Annotated in this window: 11 protein-coding genes, 20 tRNA genes, 1 rRNA gene and 1 riboswitch; of the genes, 27 read left to right on the plus strand and 5 right to left on the minus strand. The window is 39.0% G+C overall.

The genetic code is table 11. The features are described from left to right. Positions 1-199 precede the first annotated feature (199 nt). The 22 genes from rrf (at position 200) to NC799_RS16765 (ending at position 3494) form a co-directional block, all read left to right on the plus strand. Positions 200-315, plus strand: a 5S ribosomal RNA gene (gene rrf / locus NC799_RS16660). Positions 316-326: 11 nt separating this feature from the next. Next, positions 327-402: transfer RNA gene (locus tag NC799_RS16665), tRNA-Val, on the plus strand. 24 nt (positions 403-426) lie between these two features. Next, positions 427-503 (plus strand) — tRNA-Met (locus tag NC799_RS16670). A 71-nt stretch (positions 504-574) separates the two neighbouring features. Next, positions 575-651, plus strand: a tRNA-Asp gene (locus tag NC799_RS16675). Positions 652-654: 3 nt separating this feature from the next. Continuing rightward, positions 655-730, plus strand: a tRNA-Thr gene (locus tag NC799_RS16680). A 15-nt stretch (positions 731-745) separates the two neighbouring features. Continuing rightward, positions 746-821, plus strand: a tRNA-Lys gene (locus NC799_RS16685). 43 nt (positions 822-864) lie between these two features. Next, positions 865-946 (plus strand) — tRNA-Leu (locus NC799_RS16690). Between the two features lie 44 nt (positions 947-990). After that, positions 991-1065 (plus strand) — tRNA-Gly (locus tag NC799_RS16695). A gap of 18 nt (positions 1066-1083) precedes the next feature. Next, positions 1084-1169 (plus strand) — tRNA-Leu (locus NC799_RS16700). Positions 1170-1358: 189 nt separating this feature from the next. Next, positions 1359-1435, plus strand: a tRNA-Arg gene (locus tag NC799_RS16705). Positions 1436-1440: 5 nt separating this feature from the next. Next, a tRNA-Pro gene (locus NC799_RS16710) sits at positions 1441-1517 on the plus strand. A gap of 27 nt (positions 1518-1544) precedes the next feature. Next, positions 1545-1617: transfer RNA gene (locus tag NC799_RS16715), tRNA-Ala, on the plus strand. A 9-nt stretch (positions 1618-1626) separates the two neighbouring features. Beyond that, a tRNA-Met gene (locus NC799_RS16720) sits at positions 1627-1700 on the plus strand. 9 nt (positions 1701-1709) lie between these two features. Continuing rightward, a tRNA-Ile gene (locus tag NC799_RS16725) sits at positions 1710-1786 on the plus strand. Positions 1787-1808: 22 nt separating this feature from the next. After that, a tRNA-Ser gene (locus NC799_RS16730) sits at positions 1809-1901 on the plus strand. Positions 1902-1928: 27 nt separating this feature from the next. Beyond that, positions 1929-2004, plus strand: a tRNA-Phe gene (locus NC799_RS16735). Positions 2005-2027: 23 nt separating this feature from the next. Next, positions 2028-2113: transfer RNA gene (locus NC799_RS16740), tRNA-Tyr, on the plus strand. Between the two features lie 47 nt (positions 2114-2160). Continuing rightward, positions 2161-2234, plus strand: a tRNA-Gly gene (locus tag NC799_RS16745). Positions 2235-2240: 6 nt separating this feature from the next. Continuing rightward, positions 2241-2314, plus strand: a tRNA-Ile gene (locus NC799_RS16750). A gap of 49 nt (positions 2315-2363) precedes the next feature. Further along, positions 2364-2437: transfer RNA gene (locus NC799_RS16755), tRNA-Arg, on the plus strand. Between the two features lie 39 nt (positions 2438-2476). Beyond that, positions 2477-2548: transfer RNA gene (locus NC799_RS16760), tRNA-Glu, on the plus strand. A 145-nt stretch (positions 2549-2693) separates the two neighbouring features. Beyond that, positions 2694-3494, plus strand: coding sequence for a tyrosine-type recombinase/integrase (locus NC799_RS16765; RefSeq protein ID WP_272447576.1), 801 nt, complete (start codon positions 2694-2696; stop codon positions 3492-3494). A gap of 80 nt (positions 3495-3574) precedes the next feature. Then, positions 3575-3676: riboswitch (purine riboswitch) on the plus strand. Between the two features lie 271 nt (positions 3677-3947). On the opposite strand, the gene NC799_RS16770 is transcribed toward NC799_RS16765, so the two are convergent. From NC799_RS16770 to NC799_RS16780, 3 genes are read right to left on the minus strand one after another with little or no spacing between them, the layout of a single operon-like run. Next, on the minus strand, positions 3948-4367 hold the full coding sequence (locus NC799_RS16770) for a GtrA family protein (protein WP_272447577.1): 420 nt from the start codon (positions 4365-4367) through the stop codon (positions 3948-3950). After that, positions 4355-5386: a glycosyltransferase family 2 protein gene (locus NC799_RS16775; protein ID WP_272447578.1), complete on the minus strand. Its 1032-nt coding sequence runs from the start codon at positions 5384-5386 to the stop codon at positions 4355-4357. The genes NC799_RS16770 and NC799_RS16775 overlap by 13 nt, the downstream gene beginning before the upstream one ends. Positions 5387-5388: 2 nt before the next feature. Continuing rightward, the gene (locus NC799_RS16780) at positions 5389-7098 is read right to left on the minus strand and encodes a DUF6044 family protein (RefSeq protein ID WP_272447579.1); all 1710 of its coding nucleotides are present in this window, start codon (positions 7096-7098) and stop codon (positions 5389-5391) included. Between the two features lie 218 nt (positions 7099-7316). Between NC799_RS16780 and NC799_RS16785 the strand changes: the two genes are divergently transcribed. After that, positions 7317-7697, plus strand: a complete 381-nt coding sequence (locus NC799_RS16785; protein WP_272447580.1) for a hypothetical protein — start codon at positions 7317-7319, stop codon at positions 7695-7697. Between the two features lie 21 nt (positions 7698-7718). Continuing rightward, positions 7719-8987 carry an erythromycin esterase family protein gene (locus tag NC799_RS16790; protein ID WP_272447581.1) on the plus strand — a complete coding sequence of 423 codons (1269 nt, stop codon included), beginning with the start codon at positions 7719-7721 and terminating at the stop codon, positions 8985-8987. A gap of 285 nt (positions 8988-9272) precedes the next feature. Here the strand turns inward: NC799_RS16790 and NC799_RS16795 are convergent, their stop codons facing one another. After that, entirely contained in the window at positions 9273-9635 is a 363-nt protein-coding gene (locus NC799_RS16795; protein ID WP_272447582.1) for a helix-turn-helix domain-containing protein, read from the minus strand. Between the two features lie 214 nt (positions 9636-9849). Here NC799_RS16795 and sda (NC799_RS16800) point away from each other — a divergent pair, with 214 nt between their 5' ends. Beyond that, positions 9850-9981: a sporulation histidine kinase inhibitor Sda gene (gene sda, locus NC799_RS16800; protein ID WP_272447584.1), complete on the plus strand. Its 132-nt coding sequence runs from the start codon at positions 9850-9852 to the stop codon at positions 9979-9981. An 89-nt stretch (positions 9982-10070) separates the two neighbouring features. Here sda (NC799_RS16800) and sda (NC799_RS16805) read toward each other — a convergent pair whose 3' ends face one another. Further along, entirely contained in the window at positions 10071-10208 is a 138-nt protein-coding gene (gene sda, locus NC799_RS16805) for a sporulation histidine kinase inhibitor Sda (protein WP_272447585.1), read from the minus strand. 159 nt (positions 10209-10367) lie between these two features. Here sda (NC799_RS16805) and NC799_RS16810 point away from each other — a divergent pair, with 159 nt between their 5' ends. Then, entirely contained in the window at positions 10368-11066 is a 699-nt protein-coding gene (locus tag NC799_RS16810; RefSeq protein ID WP_272447586.1) for a Na-translocating system protein MpsC family protein, read from the plus strand. Positions 11067-11581: 515 nt separating this feature from the next. Beyond that, positions 11582-12325: a Cof-type HAD-IIB family hydrolase gene (locus NC799_RS16815; RefSeq protein WP_272447587.1), complete on the plus strand. Its 744-nt coding sequence runs from the start codon at positions 11582-11584 to the stop codon at positions 12323-12325. Positions 12326-12407 lie beyond the last annotated feature (82 nt).

Genomic DNA, 12407 nt, shown 5'->3' on the forward strand with positions numbered 1-12407 from the left:
TAATAGCGTACGGATAGATAAGACAGCCTGTAGTACTCTGAACTTTGAGTACGAAAGGATGGATTAACTATACGCTAGCTATTAGGAGCCGGAACTAGATTGAATAAGGAAGCGCAATGGGCTTGGTAGCCTCTGCTAAAAAACTATGTCTTGTACCAACTTCTTATCTAGTTTTCAAGGTATATTTATCTTGAATATGTCTGGTGGCTATAGCGAAGAGGTCACACCTGTTCCCATGCCGAACACAGTAGTTAAGCTCTTTTGCGCCGATGGTAGTTGGGACTTTGTCCCTGTGAGAGTAGGACGTTGCCAGGCTTTATGTGTATGGAGGATTAGCTCAGCTGGGAGAGCACCTGCCTTACAAGCAGGGGGTCGCAGGTTCGAGCCCTGCATCCTCCACCATTAATTTAATAATAATGTTATTGCCGCGGGGTGGAGCAGTCTGGTAGCTCGTCGGGCTCATAACCCGAAGGTCGCAAGTTCAAATCTTGCCCCCGCAACCAAAATTATCTTCTTTAGTAATAGAGAGATAATTATAAGGTAAGATATTTTTTGCTGTTGCAAAAAAATTCAAGGTCCGGTAGTTCAGTTGGTTAGAATGCCTGCCTGTCACGCAGGAGGTCGCGGGTTCGAGTCCCGTCCGGACCGCCATTTGCCGGTCTAGCTCAATTGGTAGAGCAACTGACTTGTAATCAGTAGGTTGGGGGTTCAAGTCCTCTGGCCGGCACCAGTTTAGTGGAACAGTGAGCCATTAGCTCAGTCGGTAGAGCATCTGACTTTTAATCAGAGGGTCGAAGGTTCGAGTCCTTCATGGCTCACCAATTTTTTTTTTTTTTTTGCAATAAGCAAAAAAGTGAATAGTATGCGGGTGTGGCGGAATTGGCAGACGCGCTAGACTTAGGATCTAGTGTCATATGACGTGGGGGTTCAAGTCCCTCCACCCGCATTATCGTTTTTCTATTAAACGAAGCAAAAAAATCAAGGAAAAATGCGGAAGTAGTTCAGTGGTAGAACACCACCTTGCCAAGGTGGGGGTCGCGGGTTCGAATCCCGTCTTCCGCTCCATAGAAGCATTATAGCCATGCCGGGGTGGTGGAATTGGCAGACACACAGGACTTAAAATCCTGCGGTAGGTGACTATCGTGCCGGTTCAAGTCCGGCCCTCGGCATCAAAGATTTTTGTGCAAACAAAATATCAAAGATTTTTGTGCAAACAAAATACCAAAGATTTTTGTGCAAACAAAATATCAAAGATTTTTGTTCAAATAAAATATCAAAGATTTTTGTTCAAATAAAATATCAAAGATTTTTATGCAAATAAAATATCAAAGATTTTTGTGTGAAGTAGAAATTATAGAGCGCCCGTAGCTCAATTGGATAGAGCGTTTGACTACGGATCAAAAGGTTAGGGGTTCGACTCCTCTCGGGCGCGCCATTTAACGGGAAGTAGCTCAGCTTGGTAGAGCACTTGGTTTGGGACCAAGGGGTCGCAGGTTCAAATCCTGTCTTCCCGACCATCTTTCTTGTATATGATAATGTATCATGGGGCCTTAGCTCAGCTGGGAGAGCGCCTGCTTTGCACGCAGGAGGTCAGCGGTTCGATCCCGCTAGGCTCCATTTTATTTTGGCGGTGTAGCTCAGCTGGCTAGAGCGTACGGTTCATACCCGTAAGGTCGTGGGTTCGATTCCCTCCGCCGCTACTATAAGATGGACCCTTAGCTCAGTTGGTTAGAGCTATCGGCTCATAACCGATCGGTCGCAGGTTCGAATCCTGCAGGGTCCACCAGTTAAAGAAACGATTACTATACGGAGGAATACCCAAGTCTGGCTGAAGGGATCGGTCTTGAAAACCGACAGGGGCTTCACGGCTCGCGGGGGTTCGAATCCCTCTTCCTCCTCCATTATTTTAAAAGGTATTAAACTTACTAGGCTCGGTAGCTCAGTCGGTAGAGCAACGGACTGAAAATCCGTGTGTCGGCGGTTCGATTCCGTCCCGAGCCACCATCTATTCTAACAATAATCGGTTTGGAGGGATAGCGAAGTTGGCCAAACGCGGCGGACTGTAAATCCGCTCCCATCGGGTTCGTAGGTTCGAGTCCTACTCCCTCCACCAATTTATATACTAACAGTTCAAAGAGATAATCATACTATAATTAATATGCGGGTGTAGTTTAGTGGTAAAACCTCAGCCTTCCAAGCTGATGTCGAGGGTTCGATTCCCTTCACCCGCTCCAAACTATGGGCCTATAGCTCAGCTGGTTAGAGCGCACGCCTGATAAGCGTGAGGTCGGTGGTTCGAGTCCACTTAGGCCCATATCTGTAATGATATGGATAGAATGAAAGTTATGCTATTTCTGTAATGTGCGCCCTTAGCTCAGCAGGATAGAGCAACAGCCTTCTAAGCTGTGGGTCAGAGGTTCGAATCCTCTAGGGCGCGTAATTTTTTTCGTATGCACATAGAAAATTTAAATCTAGCGGCCCGTTGGTCAAGCGGTTAAGACACCGCCCTTTCACGGCGGTAACACGGGTTCGAATCCCGTACGGGTCATCCTATAACAGAAGACTACATATCCTTGTAATTAACTATTACATTTGATATGTAGTCTTTTTTATTTAAAATCATGGTTGACTTCCACGAAATAACGTGTTATATTCTTGTTAAATATTCTGAAAAAGGGGTGGCAAGTAAGAATATGGAATTACTAGATAAGTTTGAAATGTGGGGACGAGGCAAAGATAAATCTGAAAATACGCTTAAAACATACGTCGGATCATTGAAAAGTTTTGATGAATGGTTGTTAAAAGAACGGAACCAATCATTGGGAAATGTAAAAAGAGAGGGCGTACAGGCGTACATGGACTATCTTGATCATGACAAACAAAGAAGTGCTTCCACGATAGATAAAATTTTTGCTGCCATCCGGGTTTATGCACAATTTGCTGATAAACCAGAAATAATTCAGAATATCAATCGAAAAGAAAGAGATAAAAATATCTATCAAACAACGCCTCGGTCATTAACAGAGGTGGAAAAGAAAGAATTAATAAGTAAAGTAAAACGTGATGGTAATTCGAGAAACATCGCTATTATGTATACGCTACTGTTTACTGGGATTCGTATTTCTGAATTGTGCAATTTAAAGCTATCCAATATAGAGATTAATGGAGCAAAGGGAGTTTTAACTGTTCCGGAGTCGAATGGAAATGGAGAAGGAAGAGTTATTCCTTTAACAAAAGATACTGTATATCATCTAGTAAGGTATATAGAATCGTTAAATAAAGATGAAGGTGTACTATTTAGCTCAAGAAATGATGCACCACTTACCCCAAGGACCGTTCAGCTTATGCTTCGGTCTTATGATGTAAGCCCAAATATTTTGCGACATACTTTTTGTCAAGATTTAATCAATAATGGAATGGATTTATCCATTGTTGCCCAACTCGCTGGCCATCAAGATTTAAATATGACTAAGAGATATATGCAGAGCTCTTAAGTGGAAAATTGATGAAATATTTTAGAAATACTATTAACAATTGGTTAATACCTCGTTATAATGCCAGTGTATCAAATAAAATTAAATATGAACAGATCACTCGTATAATAGCAGGAATATGGCCTGCAAGTCTCTACCGGATTACCGTAAATTTTCCGACTACGAGTAAGCATATTGTACTTTTCTAATGTACGCTTTTATCTCTTTACAACAAGCATCTTAATCTATGTTGGACAATAAGAAAAGCGTAGGTGCCTTGGTCAGACCCGACAGGCATAAGACAAGCCCTGACGTGACAGTCATTGCCACAGAAGGGATTGACTTATGACCCCGAGGGTCTAGGCGCCGGAGCTAGACAATAAGAAAAGCGTAGGTGCCTTGGTCAGACCCGACAGGCATAAGACAAGCCCTTCGATTGCTAATTCTTCAAATGATGTTTGATTCTTTTCAATTTCAAGTATCAAGCCTATGATCAAACACAAACGTCCTTTGTCCAAGAAAGTTTAAAACAGTATAGAGACCTGTCCCGAGTAATACAGCAACAACCTCTGCATGGGCTAAAGGTAAGTTTGCCAGCTTCCAGATAACACTAGTTGCCAACTGAATCCCTACATAGTAGGCAATAAAGTAACAAGCCCCAATAACTACAAGGAATCGCACAATACTTTTATGGATTGATACGGTACTGTTAAAGGTAAACGTTCGATTAAGAAAATAACTGACACAAGCACCAACAGCATTTCCAACAAAGGTACTTACCCAGTAATTGAGCTGAAGGTGAAGTAATAAGAACATGGTAGATAGGCCAACTACCGTATTGATTATTCCAACAACAAGAAAACGGGAAAACTGTTTGGTAATTACTTTTTCCATACTAATTTCTTGGTCCTTACAATCTCTGGTTGTTTAGGCCGTAAATAATGGAAGGGGTATTTTTTTGAATACAGGTCCACGTCAACTGCATATTTAGGACGCTTTTTTGTTTCGATGAATACTCGACCAATATATTCACCGATAATCCCAATGCCCATCAGTTGTAAGCCCCCAATTAACCAAATTGAGATCATTAGAGACGTCCATCCTTCATTTGCATTACCAATAAGCTTTTGAAAAATTGCATAGGAACCGGCGACTGCACTAATAAAAAAAACAAGAAATCCTAAATAAGTAATCAGCCGAATTGGTGCGACTGTAAATGAAGTTATTCCATCCAAAGCGAAGGAAAGCATTTTTTTCAATGGATACTTTGTTTCGCCGGCAATTCGTTCTTTTCGGTCATAATAGACCTCTGTTGTTTTAAGTCCTATGAGGGGGATAATGCCACGTAGGAACATTTTTTCCTCTTGGTATCGAATTAATTCGATAAGTGCTCGTTTACTCATTAACCGGTAGTCTGCGTGATTGTAGACTAGCGGTATGCCTAGCTTGTTCATAATTCGGTAGTATCCTTGCGCAGTTGTTCGTTTAAAGAATGTATCGGTTTCCCGTCCTTGTCTAACACCAAAGACAATGTCATTGCCTTCATAGTGTTTTTGAATAAATTCTGGGATGACGTTAATATCATCTTGTAGGTCTGCATCGATTGAAATAACACAGTCTGAATGTTTTGAAGCGATTTCAAGCCCAGCGAGTAATGCTGTCTGATGACCAACATTTCTAGCTAGCTTTAGGCCTGTTACATAGCTATTTGTTGTGCTTGCTTTGGAAATTATCTGCCAAGTGTCATCCTTACTTCCGTCATCAACAAATAGGAGCATGCTGCCTATGGAAATAAGATCTGCTTTAATTAGTTTCTTGAGAACACCTGACAATTGGTCGATTGTTGATGTGAGTACTTCCTCCTCGTTATAGCACGGTACTACAATCGTTAATTTGGTTAGTTTATCTTGCAATCTTACTCCTCCTCATGCTGTATAGCCTGGTATAAATAGATGGTCCAGGCTGATTCTGGATGATTAAATACTTTCTCTAACTGCAGGTTATTTGCAGGTGCATTTAATATGGGGACAGCAGAAAAGACATACCTTCCTCCCATCTCGATAAATGCGTCAGTGTTTAGCGCTAAATCTTTTATTGTTTTATCTGAATTTTTTCTAAAATCATAATTTTTACCTAGTTCATCAACGAAGATATAACATCTACTGCCCCATTCATCGTAGTATTTTCTTAACGTAGTATTCTTCTCGAGTTCGTTGGCAATAATGTCTCGAAACTCATATTTATAAGAAAGTGGATAGAGATTGTTGTATGTGTCTAGTGTATAAAAGCCGTTATATTGCGCGATCGACGGGTGTATTCCGATACTTGCGACCCGGTAATTAGCTTGGGGTTTTCCGATATAGTCTTCGATTTCTTGAAACTGTTTCTCTGCGAAAAATTCGCGGAAAGATGGAGTTTTATAATAGATTCCGTATTTAATTTCTTCATTAAATGGAATAAGCACAAGGACTTGTGCGAGAATGGCTGTCCAAACAATTAACCGCCATTTCCTTCCCTTCCTCCATAAAATCAAACAACCAAGGGCAAAGCTTACATAAATAACTAGTGGTCTTAAAAAGTGAAAGCGAGCAAAGTTAAATGTCACCATTAACTCGATTTCTTCTTTTAATGGCCTCCACATCTGGTTAAACCAGAGCGCATACCATAAAGATAATGCATAGTTGAAAACTAAGAGATACAGGAATGCCTTTTCTTCCTTTCCTTTTTTTTTGAAAATAATAAGGAAAAAGGTCATAAAAAGAATAGGTAAGATGACCGGAGCATGTACAGTCATCACATGGGTATGGCCTAGGAAGAAATTTTTTAACGATAACTTAATTGAATGCCATAAGTCATGGCGGGATGAAATAAATTCAATTCGATGCATCGGTTCATGTACTGTTAATATGGAGGCAACAAGCCGGTATTCGACTGCTAAAAATATCGATGTCATAAATGCAATACTGCCTAAGAAGGCTATGTTGACTTTTCGCTTAGTAAAAAAATCATATAACCAGATGGCTTGGACTAGGACAAGAAAAAAGAAGAAGCCAAGAACAAAACTGGCGTAGAGTGGTAATAATCCAAGTGTAAGCCAATTTCTTAGTCGGTAATCCTTTGCTCGGATGTTTAAGAAAGCCCATAGTGCTAACGGATGCCCGAGCGTACTTAGCATTCCTGATGGCCAAAAGGGTGTTAAGGAAAAAGCGAGAGCGACCCCAACCCGAATTAGTGCTGCATCTTCCTCTTTTACAACATAACGCTTTAGCAGGAGATACATACCAATAAAAGCAAATACTCTTGTTAGTAATTGACTAATTGCATATGCGGTCATCGATGGAAAGACAGCGTGTAGCCAAACAATTCCACTAAATTCTGTCCCATATGTACTGCGTGGAAGTTCCCCGTTAATTATTTGAGGAATGGTGCTCCCGATTTCACCAAACATTTCTCCACTTTCAGAAAGTACCCGATACCAAGCTAGATTGGAATCGAGATTATCATGAACACGAATATGCGCATCTTGTCCGAGAAGGAAAAGTGGTGATACAAACATAGCTAGAATAAATGTAGCAACTAGTAGGTAAATAGTTTCTTTTTTTTGATTTTGCAGCATTTCACACACGTTCCCCCACTTCTCAAAAGTCGTTTTAATGATGATTAAGAAAAGTTCTCGATAAGCTATTTCAACAATTAGTATGAACGTTCTAGTTTGGAAAATGCATAAAAGTTAGACGAATTTCGATTAAAAAAGAAGGAAAAATAATTAGTCATCTTAGCATAAGTAACCCACTTTTTGGAAAAAATAGAAAATAATCATTTGCCAGCATAAAGGAGTTAAGCATGGATAACAAACGTATCGTTGAAACAGTCAATGAGTCAATGCAGCGAGTCATAGACGAGGAAATCGCTGGATTAACTTTCACGAAAAACTTTCGTTCGGCTACTGCTGAAGAATGGTACATTTTTTTGTCGAATTATCAGGAACCAACGTCTGGTGGAGCGGTTGGGAAAGTGATTGTTCATTATAACCTTTATGGAAATAGGGACATATTTATCAACACAACCGTTATTTATGATGATCCAAAGCTTTACCAACCAGACGTTCATCCTCTTGTCTATGCAGTCAGTGATGAAATTGTTAATAGATTAGTAGGCTATGCCGATACGCTACTTTCGGTCCATGCTGGCGATAATTCTTATCAAGCAGAGTATAAGCAATAAAGGTGAAGGGAGCAGAGAGTAATGAGTGAGAAATTTATTCAAGCGATTGATGATCATGCAAAGCCGTTTCGAGGGAGTCATGATCTGACACCATTATTAGAAGAGATTGGTGATGCAAAAATTGTTTTACTTGGTGAAGCAAGCCATGGCACAGCTGAATTTTATTCAATACGTGCCGAGTTATCAAAACGTTTGGTTGAAGAGAAGGGATTTCAAGTTGTTGCAGTGGAAGGTGACTGGCCATCCTGTCAACAAGTTAACAGATATATTAAGGGCTTTGGCAATCACAAAAGCGCAAGAGACACGTTACAGGCTTTTAAACGGTGGCCAACATGGATGTGGGCAAATGAAGAAATGGTTGATTTTACCGAATGGTTAAAGGCATATAATGAGTCGAAGGGGAAAGAAGAAAAAATTGGTTTTTACGGAATCGATGTGTACAGTCTATGGGAATCGATGGAGGAAATATTGAATTACTTAAAGGAAAATGAGCCAAATGGTGCAAATTTAAAACTTGCCAGAAAAGCTTTTTCCTGCTTTGAACCGCACCATCAACAAGCGGAGAAGTATGCGATTGCTGCATCGTTTTTCAAAGAGTCTTGTGTCGATGAAGTAACAGAATTGCTTACGTCCATCCGTACTAGTCAAGACCTTTATAAGGATGACGAGGAGAGCGATTTGAATTTAAAAATTAATGCATTGGTTGCAAATAATGCAGAACGGTATTATCGCTCGATGGTAAAAAGTGATTCGGAATCATGGAATATTCGGGACATGCACATGGTTGAGACAATTAATGAAATTCGAAATTATTACGGCCCAGATACAAAAATCGTCGTCTGGGAACACAATACCCACGTCGGGGATGCATCTGCAACAGATATGAACGGAGAAGGAATGATTAATGTCGGTCAACTAGTTAGGGAACAAAATTATGAAGAAGATGTCTTTATTGTTGGATTTGGCACTTATCAAGGGACAGTCATTGCCGCTGATGAATGGGGATCAAATTATGAGCGGATTATTGTTCCAAGAGCACAACGACAGTCGTGGGAACATGCAATGCACGAAGCGGGGGCGTACAACAAATTGCTTATTTTTAACGAAGGGAATCGACACTTGTTCACAGAACCTGTTGGCCACAGAGCAATTGGTGTCGTTTATAATCCTGAATTCGAATCCTATGGCAACTATGTACCTTCCGTCATGTCAGAGCGTTACGATGCCTATATTCATGTCGATGAAACAAACGCATTACAGCCAATTGCTTTGTCAGGTGTTTATTTGTAACCTGTGTGAAAATGAAAGGACCTTCATTTTAGTTATAGAATGAGGGTCTTTTTTACTGATAAAAAAATCCAAGAGCTGTCTAGTGCAAGGCGCGACTTGCGCTTTTCTAATCTTTTCATTAGTTTAGATAGGAATATGACACATGGATGTAGAATTTATATGTTGAAGAATAATTTATAGGGGATGTTTGGGGAAATAGTTTCTAGAGCAGGAGCTTTCTATCCACCTGCCCTTGTCCCTCGTGAGGGGCTTATAAAAATTGTCTCGGGTACCAGTTAGAAGTTTCTAGTTGATCCGCTTGGTCGTGTCTGTTTTCCATTCTAACATGATATGAATAATTTTTAAGATTGTTTGTCGGTCTTCATTGTTAACTTCAACTAACAGGTTGTTTAACTGAAGGATACTTTCGTCTACACTCTTTGGATTAATCGAAGAGAAACGGAATAATTCTTCTAAGGAAATGTTTAGCGCATTCGTAACCTTATCTAGCGTATCAACTGTTACATTTTTTTCGCCTCTTTCAAGCTGACCGATGTAAGTCGGATGCGTATTAGATAAGTGTGCTAGTTCTTCCTGACTTAATCCTTGTTTTTTTCGTATCATTCGTAATCGTTCACCTATTATTTTGGCTAACGCTGTTTTGGGCATTTAGACTCACCTCTAGTAAAAATATACCCTCAATTTGATAACATTCGAACATACTATAAGTATTAGTTTTATTTCATTGAAATACTATGAGTAGTATTGTACTATTAAAAAGGGAATAATTGTGAAATTTTTGCTTTGTCAGATTAACACTATTATTCTATAATTCTCAACTTTAAATATAATAACTATTTTAGAAAGTAACGGAGTTGATTCCATGTTTGAAAACCTATCAAATCAAAAGTTAATAGACGCATATAAAAAAGCTATTGAGTTACACCTTGAACAAGATTTTATTAAACTCTTAGAAGAAGAGTTAAAAGAGCGTGGAATAGAAGTAACAGAATAGATGAAGGGCTGCCACCGCATGTTTTAACTCGTTTTTCAGTCGAGAAACGAGTGATTTTGTTGTAGTTAATGATTATATACCCATATTTACTACTTTAAAACATCCTCTAAGCTAAACCCTCTAAGTAACAGCTCATCTTCTAGTAATTTAATAAAATCAGCATCAAATTTTAAAGCTACAGCTTTCATGTACGCTTCAACTAGCAATTTATCACTCAAATACTGCAAAAAAGTGAATTCTCCTTTTAAGCGAATGGCATTCTATCCCTTCACCCATAATTACCAGTATAAGTTAAATCTTCTTTTGTTTATAGTGATAAATTTTGCCAATACTGTCTAATACATTAGTCCTAAGTGAACATAATTAAAGACCAGAGGTGATAGAGTATGGAAAAGGGTTCAACAACCACGGCAGAATTAAGTAAATACGTAAGTAAATTTATTAGTGAAAATTTCGGCAAAGGTCCAGAGTTTGTCCATGTATCAATCGGAGAAACACTGATTACGGTCTACATCAGAAATTTCATTACACCTCCAGAAAAGGTATTGCTAAACCAAAATAAAGAACAACGGGTTGAGGAAACAAGGGATTTGGTGATGGCTTCATTAATTCCGGAAATAAAAGCAAATATTTATCAAATAACAGGAATGAAAGTTAATGAATTTTATTATGATTGGGGATTACATAACAAGTCGGCAATGTTCACCTGTGTTTGTTCAGATGAGACGAGTGTAGGGAATGGTCTAGAATCAGATTATGAAGGTAAAAAGGAGATGGAAGACGAAGTTGCACGGATAAGTGAGGTCGCACAAAAAGTGCCAGAAGAGCTAAATTCCTATCGCTTAAATGAAAGAACGTACCTTTTCATTCGAAATGGGATTTTAGTTAGCATCGAAAAAGAGTTAATCAGAGACGGTTTACAAGAAAAGTTAAGACTTGCTAAACGAAAGTTAGAGAAGCGGTTATTACATAACAATACTCATTTTGAAACAATATTAAATACGAAAGTCATTGATATTTTTGTCGATTGGGATTTTGATTTAGATAAGAGTATTTTTTTATTTATCACAAACCCAACTAATTAGTTTGAAAAAAGCTCGGACATTCGCTAACTAAGAGACAAATGCCGAGCTTTTATTATGCCGTCGACTGACGTATTGTAAACAAAGTAACTTGCTCTTTAACAAGGGTAAAAATTAATTTATTTTTTAGCCACCTAGGGGCTGTTATTTCATGTTAAATTGCCGCGGTACATTTTTCCACCTGAATAGTTTTTAAACCTAGACGACATAAGCCCTACCTCTCTTATGTCCTTACGGCTCCGAAGCCGATCCAGTGTGAATAAGTTCCTTATATTAAAACATTGGCAGAACGCCAGAACTTTTACGCTTATTTTATTCCAAGTTACTCTAGCGCCTTCTTTGTTTTGAAGGCTCCAATGAATAATTATACTTGTTTTCAACTGCATTTGCAACACTTTGTTGTTTATAAAAAATAAAAGGTAAGTCAAATGAATCAATCAAAACTTTGTGGTACAATAATTTCTTAGATAAACATACAGATCGGTGGAAGTCATTACTTGATGTGAAGGAGGGGGAAGATGGGGCAGGAAAACCGTGATATTCGTCTGATTGCATTAGATATGGATGGGACATTATTAAACTCTAACCATGAGGTGTCAAAGCAAAACCGTCTTGCAATTGAAAAAGCGAGGGAAAAGGGACTAGAGGTAATTTTATCAACGGGGAGACATTTTTCCACTTGTAGTGCATACGCCAAGTCATTGAACTTATCCTCTTATTTAATTACCGTCAACGGAAGTGAAATATGGACCGCGACAGGGGAATTAGTTGAAAGACAGTTATTGGATGTCGCTATTATGGAACTATTAGTTTCCTTGCATAAGAAACATGAGACATATGCATGGGTGGCCTCAACAAATAAAATATGGCGAGGAGAAATACCCGCTAACCTCGAGGATTACGAATGGTTGAAATTCGGGTTTGATACAGATAGTAACGAAACGAAGGAAGCCATAGTCGATCAATTATCCAAAAATGAACTAGTGGAATTGAGTAATTCAAGTCCAACCAATATTGAAGTGAATGCTGTTGGAATTAATAAAGCAAGAGCCATTGAAAAGGTTTGTGCAAGGTTGGGTATTACGATGGACCAAGTCATGGCAATGGGTGACAGTCTTAATGATATAAAGATGATTGAAGAAGTTGGGCTTGGGGTTGCAATGGGCAATGCACAAGATGAGGTAAAAGCAGTTTGTGACTGGGTGACTAAGCATCATGACGATGATGGTGTGGCCTATGCAATTAATAAGCTTGTTTTATAGTTTATTACTTGCAGGTATAGGAGAGTTGTAATAAGTTAATATAGTAAGGTTGTTCAATAAAATCCAGTTAAAAGGACACTTC

It is taken from the genome of Aquibacillus salsiterrae, from assembly GCF_028416595.1.
Lineage (GTDB): Bacteria > Bacillota > Bacilli > Bacillales > Amphibacillaceae > Aquibacillus_A > Aquibacillus_A salsiterrae.